At 57.3% G+C, this 15,774-nt stretch carries 14 protein-coding genes and 1 riboswitch; of the genes, 8 read left to right on the forward strand and 6 right to left on the reverse strand.

Going from position 1 to position 15,774, the window contains the following annotated elements:
- Window positions 1-27 precede the first annotated feature (27 nt).
- Window positions 28-3,756, forward strand: coding sequence for a DUF6701 domain-containing protein (locus ACQUQU_RS02070; RefSeq protein ID WP_430461587.1), 3,729 nt, complete (start codon window positions 28-30; stop codon window positions 3,754-3,756).
- A gap of 138 nt (window positions 3,757-3,894) precedes the next feature.
- On the opposite strand, the gene ntrC is transcribed toward ACQUQU_RS02070, so the two are convergent.
- From ntrC to ACQUQU_RS02085, 3 genes are all read right to left on the reverse strand, one after another.
- Complete coding sequence (ntrC, locus tag ACQUQU_RS02075) at window positions 3,895-5,325, reverse strand: nitrogen regulation protein NR(I) (RefSeq protein WP_430461588.1); 1,431 nt, start codon at window positions 5,323-5,325, stop codon at window positions 3,895-3,897.
- The gene (gene glnL, locus ACQUQU_RS02080) at window positions 5,322-6,404 is read right to left on the reverse strand and encodes a nitrogen regulation protein NR(II) (RefSeq protein WP_430461589.1); all 1,083 of its coding nucleotides are present in this window, start codon (window positions 6,402-6,404) and stop codon (window positions 5,322-5,324) included. The genes ntrC and glnL overlap by 4 nt, the downstream gene beginning before the upstream one ends.
- Window positions 6,405-6,634: 230 nt before the next feature.
- Window positions 6,635-7,156, reverse strand: coding sequence for a DUF4124 domain-containing protein (locus ACQUQU_RS02085; RefSeq protein WP_430461590.1), 522 nt, complete (start codon window positions 7,154-7,156; stop codon window positions 6,635-6,637).
- A gap of 202 nt (window positions 7,157-7,358) precedes the next feature.
- On the opposite strand from ACQUQU_RS02085, the gene dtd reads away from it, so the two are divergent.
- The 3 genes from dtd to ACQUQU_RS02100 all read left to right on the forward strand — a co-directional run bounded on the left by dtd (window position 7,359) and on the right by ACQUQU_RS02100 (window position 8,975).
- Entirely contained in the window at window positions 7,359-7,793 is a 435-nt protein-coding gene (dtd, locus tag ACQUQU_RS02090; protein WP_430461591.1) for a D-aminoacyl-tRNA deacylase, read from the forward strand.
- Window positions 7,794-7,870: 77 nt separating this feature from the next.
- Window positions 7,871-8,569, forward strand: coding sequence for a DUF6901 family protein (locus ACQUQU_RS02095; RefSeq protein WP_430461592.1), 699 nt, complete (start codon window positions 7,871-7,873; stop codon window positions 8,567-8,569).
- Between the two features lie 31 nt (window positions 8,570-8,600).
- Window positions 8,601-8,975 (forward strand): SirB2 family protein, encoded by a 375-nt coding sequence (locus ACQUQU_RS02100; RefSeq protein WP_430461593.1) that lies wholly within the window; start codon window positions 8,601-8,603, stop codon window positions 8,973-8,975.
- Between the two features lie 66 nt (window positions 8,976-9,041).
- Here the strand turns inward: ACQUQU_RS02100 and ACQUQU_RS02105 are convergent, their stop codons facing one another.
- The 3 genes from ACQUQU_RS02105 to ACQUQU_RS02115 all read right to left on the reverse strand — a co-directional run bounded on the left by ACQUQU_RS02105 (window position 9,042) and on the right by ACQUQU_RS02115 (window position 12,217).
- Entirely contained in the window at window positions 9,042-10,670 is a 1,629-nt protein-coding gene (locus tag ACQUQU_RS02105; protein ID WP_430461594.1) for a methyl-accepting chemotaxis protein, read from the reverse strand.
- Between the two features lie 137 nt (window positions 10,671-10,807).
- Window positions 10,808-11,503, reverse strand: coding sequence for a 2OG-Fe(II) oxygenase (locus tag ACQUQU_RS02110; RefSeq protein WP_430461595.1), 696 nt, complete (start codon window positions 11,501-11,503; stop codon window positions 10,808-10,810).
- A gap of 99 nt (window positions 11,504-11,602) precedes the next feature.
- On the reverse strand, window positions 11,603-12,217 hold the full coding sequence (locus tag ACQUQU_RS02115) for a TMEM165/GDT1 family protein (protein ID WP_430461596.1): 615 nt from the start codon (window positions 12,215-12,217) through the stop codon (window positions 11,603-11,605).
- Between the two features lie 87 nt (window positions 12,218-12,304).
- A riboswitch (yybP-ykoY riboswitch) is annotated at window positions 12,305-12,419 on the reverse strand.
- A 130-nt stretch (window positions 12,420-12,549) separates the two neighbouring features.
- On the opposite strand from ACQUQU_RS02115, the gene ACQUQU_RS02120 reads away from it, so the two are divergent.
- From ACQUQU_RS02120 to ACQUQU_RS02135, 4 genes are all read left to right on the forward strand, one after another.
- Window positions 12,550-12,726, forward strand: a complete 177-nt coding sequence (locus ACQUQU_RS02120) for a PA3496 family putative envelope integrity protein (protein WP_430461597.1) — start codon at window positions 12,550-12,552, stop codon at window positions 12,724-12,726.
- Between the two features lie 104 nt (window positions 12,727-12,830).
- On the forward strand, window positions 12,831-13,916 hold the full coding sequence (locus ACQUQU_RS02125) for a peptidase M42 (RefSeq protein ID WP_430461598.1): 1,086 nt from the start codon (window positions 12,831-12,833) through the stop codon (window positions 13,914-13,916).
- The gene (locus tag ACQUQU_RS02130) at window positions 13,916-14,341 is read left to right on the forward strand and encodes a hypothetical protein (protein ID WP_430461599.1); all 426 of its coding nucleotides are present in this window, start codon (window positions 13,916-13,918) and stop codon (window positions 14,339-14,341) included. Before ACQUQU_RS02125 ends, ACQUQU_RS02130 begins: the two co-directional genes overlap by 1 nt.
- Before the next feature lie 265 nt (window positions 14,342-14,606).
- Window positions 14,607-15,758, forward strand: coding sequence for an ABC transporter substrate-binding protein (locus ACQUQU_RS02135; protein WP_430461600.1), 1,152 nt, complete (start codon window positions 14,607-14,609; stop codon window positions 15,756-15,758).
- Window positions 15,759-15,774: the final 16 nt, after the last annotated feature.

Raw genomic sequence — 15,774 nt, forward strand, 5'->3', positions numbered from 1 at the left:
ATGACACCCGTACTGGCCAGGCGATTAATGCTGTTAATGTTGCTCTGGGGCTCACCGTCGGTGTGGGCGGCCAATTATGTGTTCAGTGGCTGGGGCAGTAATTATCCGCCCTGTACCGGCAGCTGGGTGACATCAGGTTCGACCTTTACCTGCACCGGCGCTATCACGCTGGCCGCGGGCGACACCATGACGGTATCCGAGGCCTGGTACGAATTTTTAGGGGATATTACGCTGCAGGCCAATGCGGGCTTTACCCTGAATAACAACGTGATTGGCTCGGCCAATAAATCCATTTCGCTGGTTACGACCTACGGTGATATTAGCGCCACCGGCAGCAATACGATTTACGGCGATATTACCTCCAGCTCCGGCAACGTAACCCTGAGCAACACCACAGTCGATGGCAGCATCAGCACCGGCGGGCAGGCCAGTCTGACCAACAGCACGGTGAACGGTAACGTTATTGCGCGCAACGGTATTACGGCCACCAATACCAGCATCGGTGGGGTGGTCACCGCGACCAATGGCAGCATCAGTTTAAGCGGTGGTGAAGTCGGTGGTCTGGTCAGTTCAAACTGCTGCACGGTCACCACCAACAACACGGATTTGTACGGCGGTGCCCAGTCGTTATCGTCCGGCATTTTTATTACCGGCGGCACGATTCAGGGCGATTTTTATTCGACCAATAATTATTCGGAATTTAATGACGTCACCATGCTGTCGGGCACGATTACCGGCTCCAGTTCACTGGTCATTAACAACAGTTCGCTGGGAACCGCGTCAGACCCGGTCACCGTCAGTACCGTCAGCGGCGCCATTACCCTGACCGACACCACCGCCTACGGTGATTTTACCGCGCCCGTGTATTCCACGGTTTATGCCTACGGCACCACAGTGGTGATTGGTACCTGTACACCGGGCTCAACGCCGGCGTCGGCCTGTCAGGGCTCGTCGGCATTGACCTGCCTGACGGATACCTTTACCGGTTCTCTCGGCTCCGATTGGGTGTCATCGACGTTCAGCGGCAGTTTTACGCCGACGGTCAGTTCCGGGCGTTTATTACTGACGCAGGACGTCACCTATCAGTCGACCGCCACCACGCTGCAACGCTGGTTTCCGGCGGAAGACAATCTGGTGGTAATTGAATTCGATCACTACGCCTGGTCGAGCCGCAGCGGTGACGGCGCCGATGGTATTACGGTGGTTTTCTCCGATGCCACGGTAACCCCTCAGGCCGGCAGTTTCGGCGGATCGCTCGGTTATGCCCAGCGCGACAACGGCGACAATGGCTTTGCCGGCGGCTGGATTGGCATTGCGCTGGACGAATACGGCAATTTCTCGAACCCAACCGAAGGGCGTATCGGGGGCACAGGTTTTAAAGCGAACAGCGTATCGGTGCGCGGCTCGGGCGAAAATCAAACCGGCTATCGCTTTATTACCGGCACGCAATCGCTCAGTCCGACGATCGACTGGCGCAACACCAATACGGCGCGTCCGGGCTACCGCTACCGGATTACCATTGATGCGCGCACCGGCACTGCCGCCTACGTCAAAGTGGAACGAAGCACCAATGGCGGCAGCAGTTACAGCACGTTAATTAATTCGACCAACGTTGCAGCGGCAACCGGGCAGGCGGCCATTCCGGAAAATCTGTGGTTATCGCTCACCGGGAGTACCGGCGCGTCGTCGAATAATCACGCCATTGATAATTTGCAGGTGTGCGCCAAAACCATTAATCCGGTCGGGCCGCTGGTGCATCATTTTGAAATGGAATACGCCAGTAATGCGCTGACCTGTTCGCCACAGGCGGTTTTAATCCGGGCCTGCAAAAATGCCAGCTGTTCGCAGCTGTACACCGATGATGTCAGCGTGACGTTAAGTCCGTCTGGCTGGGAAGGTGGCAATACACTGACCATCAGCGGCGGTTCATCGACCTTTAATTTGTGGCACACCACGGCGGGTACGGTGAATCTGGCGGTTACCAGTTCGTCACCCGTGCGTCAGGCTTATACCACCAACACCTGCGCCATTGACGGCGGCAGTTTATCCAGCGGCTGCAGCCTGACCTTCGCCGATTCCGGTTTTATCGTCGATGTGCCGGATATTGTTGCCAGTCAGGGCACCACGACAGCCACCATTGCCGCGGTAAAAAAAGACGATGCGACTCAGGCCTGTGTGCCGGCGTTTGCCTCGGTTAACCGCAGTGTGAATGTCTGGACCGACTACATTACGCCGGGCAGCAGCGGCCGGGTGGCCAGTTTGACTGCGGCGGTAAATGGCACCAGTGTGGCGACCGCCGAGGCCGGTGCGACGCCCGTGACGCTCAGTTTTGATGCCAATGGCAGCGCCACGTTCAGTCTGAATTATGCCGATGCCGGGCGCTTGCAGCTGAATGCGCTGCTGTCGGGTTCCGGGGACGATGCGGGCCTGAGCATGAGCGGCAGTGCGCAATTCAACAGTGTGCCGGCCGGCTTTTGCGTGCAGACCGGCGGCGAATGCAGCGCCGCCGACAGTACCTGTCCGGCGTTTACCAGCGCCGGCAGCGCCTTTTCGCTGTCGGTGCAGGCCATGGGCTGGCAAAGCAATGGCGATACGGATTTCTGCAGCGGCAATACGCCAACGCCGTCATTTGCCCTTAGTGGCATGGCGCTGACGCTGGAAAAAGTCAGCCCTGCAGGCGGCGTCAACGGCGTATTGTCACCGGCGACTTACGACCATGTGGCGGCGGTGAATAACCTGAACGCTGTTTCGGTGACGCAATCGGAAGTCGGTGTCTTCCGTTTCCGGGTCACCCCGGGCTCCTCGTATCTGGGCACTGCGTTGTCGTCTGCGGTATCGCAACCGACGGGGCGTTTCATTCCGCATCATTATGCAGCCAGCGTCACCAGTGCCGGTGAACTCGCGCCGTATTGCAGCGCGACCAGTGCGTTTGCCTATTCCGGCCAGCCGCTTAACTGGCTGACGGCACCGCGTGTGCAGATTCAGGCGCTGAACGCCTCGGGAAATATCACCCAGAATTTCACCGAAAGTGGATTTTTAAACCTGCAGGCCTCGGGTGTGACCTTAACGGCACCAACGACCGACGACACTGCAACCGGCACCGATGCACTGGCTCTGCCGGTCAGCGCCACACAGAATACCGGCAGCCTGAGTGTTGCCAGTGCAGGCGTTGTGAATTACGACGTGAATTCACTGGATACCACGACCTACAGCAAAACGGCCAGTGCCGAAATAGCCCCGTTTAATCCGGACCTTACTTTTCAGCTGAGCAGTGTCAGCGACAGCGATGGTGTGGGCTTGAACAGCGCCGTCAGTTTTAACCCGCTGGCCGCTTTTGATATCCGCTACGGCCGGCTGTGGCTGGACAACGCCTACGGTCCGGAAACCCTCAATCTGTCGCTTAATCTGCGCACTGAATATTTCAATGGCACGCGCTTTATCGTGAACAGCGACGATGCCTGCTGGAGTTACGCCGCCGCCGATGTAACGCTGGGTACCAGTGGTTTAACCACCGTGGCCGGCAACGATGGCACCTTAGTGGCCGGCACTGGTGAGGCCGCGATTCTGCTGACGGCGCCGGTGGATGTGGCGGGTACGCCGGACACAGGCGAGACACAGGTGATGTACAGCGCGCCGGGGTGGCTGCAATACGATTACGACGAGGACGGTACGGATGATAATCCATCGGCGACCGCCACCTTTGGCGTGTACCGGGGACACGACCGCATTATTTACTGGCGTGAGGTGTACCAGTAAGGCACAGGTGTTAACCGGGTGAGCGTTTGACCTTTACGTCGTGTTTTAACGTCAGGCGTTCAGGGGAAAATAAAAAAACGGCCAGTGAGTATCCTCGCTGGCCGTTTTTTATGGGCTCAGAAAAACCGAGTTTCGCGATTAATCGTCACCGTCGTCATCATCGTCTGCACCATGGCCATCCATGTTCAGTTCTTTGATTTTACGCGTCAGGGTATTGCGGCCCCAGCCGAGCAGGTTGGCGGCGTCGCGACGACGGCCGGCGGTGTGCTTCAGGGCGGTCTCAATCATGATGCGTTCAAACACCGGTACGGCGGTATCCAGCAGGTTGGTCACGCCGTTCGATAATTGCTGGTCGGCCCAGTAGCGCAGAGCCTGTTCCCAGTTGCCGGAGGTGTGAATGCTGCCTTGCTGGTCGAGCAGTTCCGGTGGCAGGTCGCTGATTAATACCTCGCGGCCCGAGGCCATGACGGTAATCCAGCGGCAGGTATTTTCCAGCTGACGTACGTTACCCGGCCAGTCGAGGGAGCTTAAATAATCCTCGGTTTCGGCGCGCAGAGTTTTGGCTTCGACTTCCAGTTCTTCGGCGGCGCGCTTTAAAAAGTGCGACAGCAGTTTCGGAATGTCTTCGCGACGGTCGGCCAGGCGTGGCAGATGGATGCGGATCACGTTCAGACGGTGGAACAAGTCTTCACGGAAGCGGCCTTCTTTTACCAGACCTTCCAGATTCTGGTGAGTGGCGGCGATGATGCGCACGTTCACTTTTACCGGTGTTGTACCACCTACGCGGTAAAATTCGCCGTCGGCCAGAACACGCAGTAAACGGGTCTGGGTGTCGGCTGGCATATCACCGATTTCATCGAGAAATAAGGTACCGCCATTGGCTTGCTCGAAGCGGCCGCGACGCTGCCCACCGGCGCCGGTGAAAGAGCCTTTCTCGTGGCCGAATAATTCGGATTCGATCAGGTCTTTCGGAATGGCGGCCATGTTCAGGGCAATAAAGGGCTGCGCCGAACGCGGGCTGTGTTTGTGCAGTGCGTGCGCCACCAGTTCTTTACCGGTACCGGACTCACCGTTAATTAATACGGTGATATTGGATTGCGACAGACGGCCGATGGCACGGAAAACTTCCTGCATGGCCGGTGCTTCACCGATGATTTCGTGTTCTTCGGTTTCGACTTCGGTCTTTTCTTCGTTGGCACTTAATTCGGCAAAATGCGCAATGGCACGCTGAATCAGGCTGACGGCTTCATCGACGTCGAACGGTTTTGGCAGGTATTCAAAGGCGCCCTGCTGATAGGACGACACGGCGCTTTCCAGATCGGAATGCGCGGTCATGATAATAACCGGTAAATCCGGGTTGGCTTCGTGAGCCTGACGCAGCAGGGTCAGACCGTCCATGCCCGGCATGCGGATGTCGGAAATAATGGCATCCGGCTGTTCGCGTTTCAGCGCGGACAGGGCAGGTTCAGCCTGCTCGAACACGCGGGTCTGGATATTGGCCTGTTCCAGGGCTTTCTCCAGTACCCAGCGGATGGATTTGTCGTCATCAATAATCCAGACAGTGCTCATAATGCTTCCAGAGGTAAGTAAATAGAGAATACGGTTTTGCCCGGCTCGCTGGTGAATTCGATGATGCCGTTCTTCTGGTTGATGATGGATTGCGAAATGGACAATCCAAGTCCGGTACCATCAGCTCGTCCGCTGACCATGGGATAAAACAGGTTATCGCGCAGTTCCTGCGGAATGCCCGGGCCGTTGTCTGTGATGTCGATCTGCGCCACCAGGCGGTGACGGTGATGACCTATGGTGAACTGACGGACGGTGCGTGTACGCAACTGCAGCGTAGGTTGTTCAATGGCCGGATCGCTTTCCTGCATGGCCTGCATGGCGTTGCGGCAAATGTTGAGCATGGCCTGAATCAGCTGACCTTTGTCGGCTTCCAGCTCCGGAATGGACGGGTCGTAATCGCGGTCGATGCGGATATGCCCTTCGGATTCCACTTCAATCAGCTGACACACACGCTCCAGCACTTCGTGGATGTTCACCACTTCCTGCTTCGGAATATGACGCGGGCCCAGCAGACGGTCGACCAGATCGCGCAGGCGGTCGGCCTCTTCAATGATGATGTTGGTGTATTCCTTCAGATCCGGTGACGGCAGTTCGCGTTCGAGCAGCTGGGCTGCGCCGCGGATACCGCCAAGCGGATTCTTGATTTCGTGAGCCAGACCGCGCACCAGCGAACGGGTGGTTTCTTGTTTGGCGATCAGCTGTTCTTCACGGCTGATGCGCATCAGGCGGTCACGGCCCTGCAGTTCAATCAGCAGGGTCGGCAGGCGGGTTTCCGGGTGAGCCACCGGGCTTACCGAATAATCCAGCGTAACCTGCTGCTGATTGTGCAGCTGAATAATGGCTTCGCGCTTGGTGTAGGAGTGACCCGTGATGACGGACTGCTCCATGGCGGTGATGGCGTCTTCGGATTCAATCGCCAGTTCAGAGAAGGGCACGCCCAGACAGCGTTTACCGCTCATCTCGAGCAGAGCTTCGGCGGCCGGATTCACGTACTGCACGGTGAGGTCCGCATCCAGCAGCAGCACGCCTGTGTTCAGGTGTTCGAGCAAGCGCTGATTGATGATGGGACTGGCAAGCATTCTGGTCTCCGTAGGCGGGCAGAGATCGTCCGGGTGAACGGGCTTCTGCGCTGATTGAGACGAATCAGCAAGAACTGAGCCAGTTATAAATTGTGCACACATTTAGCGCGAAAGCCTGACTTTCTTGGTGCTGGTGACATGATGATGCTCTTAAATGGCTCTGAATGTCGCACCATTATGCATCTTGATATGAAATCAATGCACTAAAACTGTGCCTCTATCCAATCGGGTCAGTTGCTGCGTTTAATAACGGAGGGGCGCTGAACGAAAATCGTGACGCTGTTGCTGCTGATCAGGGTGTTGCCCTGGGCATCTATCACGGCCATTTGCAGGCTGTGTTCACCGCGTTCGAGGTTGCTGAGCGAAAAGGCGGTCTGGCGGCCGCTGGCGACCTTCAGGGTGTTGTCGAGCAGCACCAGGGTGTCGCTTTCGCGCAGGCCCGGGCTGAGCACGCCATTGACGCTCAGGCTGCCGGCATAGCCGCTGGCCACCTGATGGCCGTTTTGCGGGCTGACGATGCTGAGGCTGGTGTAGGTGAACGCAGCGGGCTTTTCGGCTTTGACCACAGGCGCTTTGGCAGGCGCGACAAACGCCGGAACAGAGGGCAGTTCACGCACTTCGTGTTTCTGGGAATTGGTCGACGGCTGGTCGGAAAACACCACGTTGCCATTGGCATCGCGTGACATGTACACATCACCGGCCTGAGCGCACAGCGTGCAGAGGCTGAATAACGCAGCGGTGATGATTCGCATATCGGATTCCTGCGCGCGGCGCTCAACATTAACAGAAGTGTCATTCTGCACCGGCACCGGCAAAAACAGAATCCCTGTGGCTGATAAACGGCGACGTTGTCGCAAATTCAGCAGCCGGTCGCTCACGGCGCAGACACGGCGGATTTCCGCAGACTGCCGGGCTTTATTACAATGGCGTCCGTTTATTGATTAAGGCGTGGTTATGATCGGATTAATTCAGCGGGTAAGTCAGGCGTCCGTTGTGGTGGACGGTGAAACCACAGGGGCGATTGAACAGGGCATTCTGTTGCTTCTGGGAGTGCAGAAAGAAGACTCGCGCGAAAAGGCCGACAAATTACTGGGCAAAATTCTGAATTACCGGATTTTTCCCGATGACGAAGGGCGCATGAACCGCAGCCTGCTCGATTGCGGTTACAGCCTGCTGGTCGTGTCGCAGTTCACGCTGGCAGCCGATACGGCAAAAGGCACGCGTCCGGGGTTTTCTACCGCGGCATCACCGGCACTGGCGGAAGAATTGTATGACTACTTCACCGGGCAGGCCGCCCGTCAGGTCACCGTTGGCACCGGTCGTTTTGGTGCCGATATGAAAGTGTCGCTGCTGAATGATGGTCCGGTGACCTTCTGGCTTGAGGTGTAAAAATGGCAAGCGCCGGTCATTGGCGCCTTGCCCGCTGTGCGGCCAGACTGTAATAACACCCCGTCTGAGGGCTGTTTATGCTGGCCATCACCTACGAAGTTTCGCTGCTGTTGCAGGAGCAAACCCGCACCCTGACCGTGACGCTGGATGAGCACAACATGGAGCGCAGCGAGCCTGTACCCGAGCCGGTTCCGGAATGGATTCGTCTCGACTGCGAGCAGTGTGAGCATTGCCCGTTAGGTCTTGCAGAGCATCCGGTGTGTCCGGCGGCGCTGAGTCTGGTGCCGCTGGTCGAGGTATTTTCCAATACCGTATCCCACGAACCTGTGGCGCTGACCGTGCACATGGGACCCAAAACCCTGACCATGCGCTGCGATGCCCAGCAGGCCATCGGCTCGCTGGCCGGCCTGTTACTGGCCACCAGTGCCTGTCCGCATCTGGCCTTTTTACGCCCGCTGGCGCGCTTCCATTTGCCCATGGCAACGTTTGAGGAAACCCATATCCGTGCCATTGCCTTTTATCTGCTGGGGCAGTACTGGCGTGAGCAGAATGGACTGAGTGGCGATTTTTCCTGCAACGGATTAACGCAACGTTATGAGGCGCTGGGTAGTGTGAACGTGCAGCTGGCCAAGCGTCTGCGGGTTGCGACTGAGAAAGATTCGATGGTGAACGCCGTGGTTATTCTTGATATGCTCGCCCGGACTTTTTCATTATCTCCGGAAGATCTGTCAGCGGAACTGAATCAGATATACGCCTCGTATCTGTCCCCGCGCTGACAGTATTCCTTATCTGAATACGGATGCGCGCGTGGATTACAATATCCTGAAACACGCCCATATGGGGCTGGCTTATCTCACCGTTCTGCTGTTCGCCGGACGTTTCATTCTGTTCTATTTCTACCCGGTGTGGCGCCGTAACCGCGTGCTGAAAATCGTGCCGCATGTGCTCGATACGCTGCTGCTCATATTCGCCATTATGTTGTGTATCCGCATTGCACAATATCCGCTGACCGATGCCTGGTTAACCGGCAAAGTGATCGGTTTATTCTGTTACATCGGCTTTGCCTCGGTGGCGATTAAGCGCGCCAGCCGTACTGCTTTCAGTGCGGCTCTGCTGTCTTATGCGTATGTGCTGGGTGCGGCAAAAGCGCATTCGGCCCTGTCATGGCTGGCGTTTTTCTGAAGCGAAAACCATAAAAAAGCCGGGAATTTCCCGGCTTTTTTATGTCTGTTTGCAACGCAGCGGCTATCAGGTTCTGAAATTCGACACTTCCTCATTCAGGCTGCCGGCCTGACGATTCAGGTTGTCCGCCGCATTGGCAATCAAGGATGTGCTGCGTGAGCCTTCTCCGCTGAGGTCTTTGGCCGACACCAGATTCTCGTTAATTTCGTTAATCACGGATGTCTGTTCCTCAATGGCCGACGCCACCTGCAGAATACGGTCGCTGATGCTGACCATGGTTTCGGAAATGCGGTGAATACTGGATTCCGACTGGCTGGCGTATTCCACGGTTTTTTCCGCTTTTTGCTGGCTTTCGTTCATGGTCGATACCGCGCGGCCAACGCCGGCGCGCAGTTTTTCAATCATCACGTTAATGTCGCCGGTGGACTGCTGGGTTTTGCTCGCCAGGGTGCGGACTTCGTCGGCTACCACGGCAAAGCCACGACCCTGTTCACCGGCCCGGGCTGCCTCAATGGCGGCGTTGAGTGCCAGCAGGTTGGTTTGCTCGGCGATGCCTTTAATGACATCCAGCACCGACGCGATGTTGGTGGTTTCGGCGGCCAGTTCTTCGATCACGCTGCCTGAATGGTTCACGTTCTGCGCCAGCGACTGAATTTCGGTCATCGCCTGACGGAACTGGCTGGACACGGCTTTGGCCGACTGGTCGGCGATGCGGGCCTCTTCCGACACCTGCTGAGTGTTGGCCGATACTTCCTGAATGGCCAGTCCCATTTCGTGGTTGGCTGTAGCGACGGTATCCATGATGTGGGCGTAATCGCCGCTGATGCGCTGGCTGTCGGAGGCGCCGGATTTCAGATGCTGGCTGGAGCCGCTGACTTCGTTGGCCACCTGCTTGATGGTTTCAATCATCTGCTGCATGCCAGCAATAAAGCGGTTGAAGTTGTGGCTCATGCGGCCGATTTCATCCTGCCCCAGATCCGGCATACGGATGGTCAGGTCGCCGCGGCCATCGGCCATCTGCCCCAGAACCTGGCTGAGTTGATTCACCGGGCCTGTGATCAGACGTGGGAAGGTGACGCCGACGGTAACAGCAATGATCAGGGCGATGATCACCAGCGTCATGATGGTGCCCAGGGCGGCGCTCTGGTTGGCGCGGGCATTTTCCTGCAGGGCTTCGGCTTCTTTACCCAGCATTTCGCCCAGTACATCCAGTACGTCGCGTACGCTTTCGAATTCTTTGTCGAGGGTGCCTTCGCTCATGGCGGAGGATTCATCGATCGACAGCTTGCCGGAGGCTGCGCCTTCGACCAGACGCTCACTCTTTGGCCGCCAGCTGTTGAAGGCGGCAAGAAACTGGTCGGCCTGACGGCGCGCATCATCGGACACCGCCAGCGCTCTTACCTTGCCAATGCGGGTCTGCACCTGATCGAGGTTTTCTTTGTGCATCTTGCGGAAGCGGTCGCTGTTCATGCCGAGGGAAATGGTGCGCTCGGCGATCTGGGCCTGGTACAGGTCGCGGTCGGCATTGAGCACCAGCTGCACCGCTGGCAGGTAGATCTCATTGATGCTGCTGTAGTCGGCCGACACACTTTTCATGGTGGAAATCTGGATGGCTGACAGAGCCGCCAACAGGGCGCCGAGGAACAGAATGGGTAACAGAAGTTTTTTGGCGAGACTCAGATTGGACCAGCTCATGATGGGCTCCTACAGCGAAAAGGCATTCCCTTCAGTGTAGGTCAGACCAGTAGGCTGGCAAGGACGGTTCGGAGCACTGAGCGGTGCAGAAAGCCCGCCCAGAACCTGAGGTTTTCAGTCACAAAATGGCCGGCGGATCAGCGCGGCGGGTCGGCTCTGTGGTTGGTGCTGGCGTTGAGGCGGAACCAGCCGGCGATGCTGTAGCGGTCGCGTCTGGCGGGCAGTACTTCGTGCGGAAACTCTTCGCTGAGGAAGGTCACCAGCGTGCCGAAGCGTGGCACCAGCCGCAGCAGTTCCTCGTTGTGATCGTCGTCGCGGTACATCACCAGTTCACCGCCGTCCTGAGTTTCCCAGTCGGGGTTCAGGTACAGAACCGTGGTCAGCACCCGGTTGGACTGACCGCGGAAGGCGTCCATGTGTTTGCGGTAGAAATCGCCGGGCTGGTAATGCGCAAAGTGGCACTCGTAGGAGAACAGGCCCAGAAACAGACGGCGGTTCATGTAGCGCTGGAGATCGCCCATAAAGTCGAGCCACGCCTGCTCGGCCGGGTGCTCGTCGTTCAGCCAGCGGATCTTGTCGCGGCGCACGAAGCCATTCAGCTGGTGCTCCTGCTGGCGGCCGGTACCCGCTACGGCGAACTGGTATTCCGGCAGCTGGCTGACGCGCAGCAGAAGCCCCGCCGTTAGGGTCAGCGGCAGAGCGGCCTGCGTAATGGCATAGCCTTGCGTCTGCAGCCCCTGAGCGATGCTTTCAAACAGGGTGTCGTTGGAACCGTTGTCGGAGGTGCCACCGTTGTGGGTGCCGTCGAACGGCGTTGAACTGAGGGCGGACAAGGCGCGCTCCGGAAATCTGAACCGGAGGGCCTTTTACCGGATGTCCCTGAATGGCGGAAACGAAAAAAACTGATCGTCACGATTCCGCTTGTCGCTGTATCAGCTCAGCACCACCCACAAGGCCAGAGCCACGAACACGGCACTGGTGATGTAGCGGGCCATGTTCAGTGGCATACGCTGCATCAGACGGTCGCCGTACAGCACCACAGGCACGTTGGCCAGCATCATGCCGACGGTGGTGCCCAGCGTCACCCATAGCACGGAGTCGAATTCGGCGCCGAGCAGCACAGTGGCGACCTGAGTTTTATCGCCGATTTCGGCCAGAAAGAAGAGCACTGTGGTGGCCAGGAAGGCGCCCCATGCCTGATGGGTATCGGCACTGTCATCGTCTTTGTCCGGCACCAGCACCCACAGGGCCATGGCGACGAAGCCGCCGGCCAGCAACCAGCGGGCGGTATCGCCGTGCAGCCACTGATCCATTGACTGGCCCAGCCAGACGCCCAGCCAGGCGGAGGCGGCGTGGTTGAGCAGGGTGGCCAGCAGAATACCCAGCACAATGGCGGCTTTATTGCGGAACTTAGCCGCCAGCAACAACGACAGCAGCTGGGTTTTGTCGCCGATTTCGGCAACGGCTACGGTCAGGGCTGAGGTAATAAAGCCGGAGTGGGCGACGGTGTCGCTTACGAAAGGCAGTTCAGACAGGGAAATACTCATCTCATCGGGTCCGGGCGGAGTTTATTAACCAAAGACAAACAGCACGGCTCCGCCACGGTCACCATGTTGATTGTCTTAAGTCTCACCAAACCACAAGGCTGTGGTCGCCGGCGCCATGAGCATGAGGCTCAAGTTTGTTGACGCGGGCGCCTGACTGCATACCGAGATGTCAGCCGGCAGGTTACTCCCCTAAGAGCGGAAGCGAGTATACCGGGATGAACCGCCATCGTCGACGCCCGACGATAAGAAATTCTGATTCATAGAACCAAATTTTTTCGATTTACCGCCGCCATGGCTGGTGGAAATATGCCGCCGCTTTTCAGGAGGTGGATATGAGTCAGCCAAAAGACTACGACGACTTTGACGAGTTCGAAGACCACCCTCAGTCACGAACCAAACAACGCGGACGCACTGCGGATTACGACAAAAAACGTCGTCGCGCAGAGCGTATCCTCGAAGAAGCGCGGTTGCGTGATCTGCTGGGTTTCGATATCGATTATCAGGACTGAGAACCCGCAGACATCGTCTTTTCCCGGAGGTGCAGGCCGTAAGGCTTGCACCTCTTTTTCATGCCGTGTTCTCATGTGCACTCTTATCTGGTCCCGGAGGCTCTGTGAGCGACCGTAACGCGTTCCTCGATATACTTAAAAGCCTGATGCGCAGCCCTGCCGTGGTGGGTGCCGAGCATTCGTTTTTCCGCGTGCTGCAGCGCGAACTAGAGGAGCGGGGGGCGAAAGTCACCTGGTACGAAGGCGTGCTGGTGGCACAGGGTTCAGATCCGATGAGCCTGATGTTTTCTGCCCACATCGACCGCCATGGTCTGGTGTGCACCGGCCCGAACGAATTTCAGTATGCCGCCTTTGTGTCCGGCGGCCGTTCCGATTTGCTCGGGAATTCCGTGTCGGAAGAACTGATGAAGCAGATTGTGGATCGCTTCACCGACGTTGGTGTATTTGCTTACGAACCCTGGTCGGGTGCGTATCGCGGCAAAGGCAAAATCGAAAATGCCTACATTTGCCCGCACCGCAATAACCTGATTTTTGAATTGTCCGGCATGCAGCATCTGGTCGCCGGCACGCCGGTGGCGTTCCGTGATGTGCTGCGTACCGAAGATGGCCGGTATTTGGGTCAGCTCGATAACGTGCTCACCGCCGCCATGCTGGTGTACCTGTTTGAACTGGGTTTTCAGGGCACGGCGTTTTTTACCGCACAGGAAGAAGCCGGCCGCAGCTGGCGCTACCTGCTCGAATGGTTCCGCCGTTTTGGTGGTTCCACCAACCAGCTGGTGGTGGTCGATACCAGCCCGTATCCGGATGTGCCGGCCGCCAACGAACAATTGCTGGTGCTGCGTCATTGCGATGCCAACGCGCAGTTCAACAGCGAACTGACCGAGCGTCTGGCCGCCAAGTGCAAACGCATGGGCATTAAATACAGTTTTAAAGACGACTATATCCGTCGCCAGAACGAAGAAAATGCTGCGCAGGGCAAGCCTGCCAAATCCATGGGCAGTACCGAAATGGGCCGTATTATTGCGGCCTCTAACGGGCTGGTGGATGGCACGACGCTGCAGATTCCGACCACGGGCTACCACACCATGGATGAAAGCGCGGCCGTTGAAGCCTGCGATGCCTTCCTGCGTGTGCTGTGCGCCATGGCCGGCCTGCGTTACCCTTTCTGGACCTACGAGCCGATAGCCTGATGACGACACCTTTTACTGCGCTGAATGAATTTCCGTCCGTTGCCGCCGATACCGACAGCGGCTTTTCCTTTCTGTACCGCGCAGGCAGTGAAGAACAACCGCATTTGCTGGTGTACGAAAGCGAACGGGATTTTAAATCCGTGCCGCGCACCTTTATTGTGGTGGCCATTGTCGCGCTCGATACCGACGCGGTGGAGCTGAATATCGACGCCGATGATATTCCGGCTGAACCGGGCGTGTATCACTGGCCGGACTCCGACGCCTGTGACGGCGACGACCAGCTGCATTTTCTGCTGGTAACCCCGCAACGTAATTTTGAAGCGTTGGCGCACAAAGCCACGGTAACCGCCCGTCTGTACCACGCCCGCGATACCGGCGATGCGCTGGTCAGTTATGTCTGCCGCGACCCGGCCGTCAGCGCCTGATAATCCAGTCAGGCCGATGCACTGCTAGTGATTCGCCTGTTAGTAGTGCAACGGTGCTTTTTAATGCATTATGCTGAGGCGTCAGGTGACGTCGGCATTCCTCACTTTCGGCCATTGCGCATTAAAAGTGTGCGCCAGTTCCCCTTTTTTGTGCTTTTTCTCCAGTGGCACCATGTTTGCTAAGATAATCGCCTGACGGACCAGCCCTGCGCCCGATTCGCAGGGTTATCACTGACCTCACTTGCCCGTTATCAGGAAAATCACCGTGTCGCGTATATTGCTGTTGTTATCCGCTTTCACCGCCTTCCTCATGGCTCAGCCAGCAGCGGCTGAACCCGAGTTTATTAATCCGCAGCCGCTGGCTGAACGCATCAAAACACCGGTAGGTCCGGTGAAACTGACCTCGCCCATGCGCGTGCCCATCATTACCTGGGGCGGCGATATGGTGACCATTCTGGCCAACGGTGGTGCGGTACGCACACAGAAAGGCAGCGATATGGCGGCAGCAGGTCTGGATGTCGAGCTGGTGCGTCAGGATAACTTTGACCAGCAGCTGCAGGATTATCTGTCCGGTGCGTCGCCTTATCTGCGTTGTACGGTGGGCATGTGTAATCAGGCGCTCGATCTGCTCGATAAAGACCCGCGCACCCGTCCTGTCATTATTTATCAGCTGACCTGGTCTCGCGGCGGTGACACGCTGGTGGCCAAAGACGGCATCATGAAAGTGAACCAGCTGAAGGGACGCACGCTGGCGGTTCAGGCCTACGGTCCGCACGTGGATTTTATGACCACGCTGCTGCAGCAGGCCGGTCTGACCATGAGTGATGTGAACATTAAATGGATGGCCGACCTGACCCTGTCGCCGAATTCGCCGCCGGAAGCGCTGAAAGATCCGTCCATTGATGCGGCCTTTATGATTATTTCCGACGCCTACGGCATTACGTCCGGCCGTCGTGTGGGTACCGGTGAAAACGACTCCATCGCCGGTGCGCGTATGATCATTTCCACCATGTTTGCCCGTCGTATCATCGCCGACGTGTACGCCGTACGTTCCGATTATTTTGAACAGCACCGCGATGACGTGCAGAAATTCGCGCAGGTGCTGATGCACAACAACGCCAAACTGCAGACCCTGATGAAGGATCTGGATAACCCGCAGAAACTGAAACTGCTGGAGCAGTCGGCCGATATTCTGCTGGGCGATAAAGCCGCGCAGCCAGATATCGAAAACCTGTTTTACGATGCGCAGTTTGTGGATCGTCACGGCAACATCGAATTTCTGGCCAGCAAAGATTTCCAGCATCGTCTGGATGTGCTGAATGGCCGTGTGCAGGATGCCTTTAACGATATTGGTCTGATCCGTACGCATTCGCCGATTAAAGCCGCCGACTGGAACTTCGATCAGTTCTCCGAATAATCCGTCTGCTCAGCCC

The sequence above is a fragment of the Thalassolituus sp. LLYu03 genome (assembly GCF_050507655.1).
Taxonomy (GTDB): domain Bacteria; phylum Pseudomonadota; class Gammaproteobacteria; order Pseudomonadales; family Oceanobacteraceae; genus Venatoribacter.

Coding starts and splice junctions, on each gene's coding strand:
- ACQUQU_RS02070 (WP_430461587.1), top strand. CDS start 28: ATGCTGTTAATGTTGCTCTGGGGCTCACCGTCGGTGTGGGCGGCCAAT.
- ntrC (WP_430461588.1), bottom strand. CDS start 5,325: ATGAGCACTGTCTGGATTATTGATGACGACAAATCCATCCGCTGGGTA.
- glnL (WP_430461589.1), bottom strand. CDS start 6,404: ATGCTTGCCAGTCCCATCATCAATCAGCGCTTGCTCGAACACCTGAAC.
- ACQUQU_RS02085 (WP_430461590.1), bottom strand. CDS start 7,156: ATGCGAATCATCACCGCTGCGTTATTCAGCCTCTGCACGCTGTGCGCT.
- dtd (WP_430461591.1), top strand. CDS start 7,359: ATGATCGGATTAATTCAGCGGGTAAGTCAGGCGTCCGTTGTGGTGGAC.
- ACQUQU_RS02095 (WP_430461592.1), top strand. CDS start 7,871: ATGCTGGCCATCACCTACGAAGTTTCGCTGCTGTTGCAGGAGCAAACC.
- ACQUQU_RS02105 (WP_430461594.1), bottom strand. CDS start 10,670: ATGAGCTGGTCCAATCTGAGTCTCGCCAAAAAACTTCTGTTACCCATT.
- ACQUQU_RS02115 (WP_430461596.1), bottom strand. CDS start 12,217: ATGAGTATTTCCCTGTCTGAACTGCCTTTCGTAAGCGACACCGTCGCC.
- ACQUQU_RS02120 (WP_430461597.1), top strand. CDS start 12,550: ATGAGTCAGCCAAAAGACTACGACGACTTTGACGAGTTCGAAGACCAC.
- ACQUQU_RS02130 (WP_430461599.1), top strand. CDS start 13,916: ATGACGACACCTTTTACTGCGCTGAATGAATTTCCGTCCGTTGCCGCC.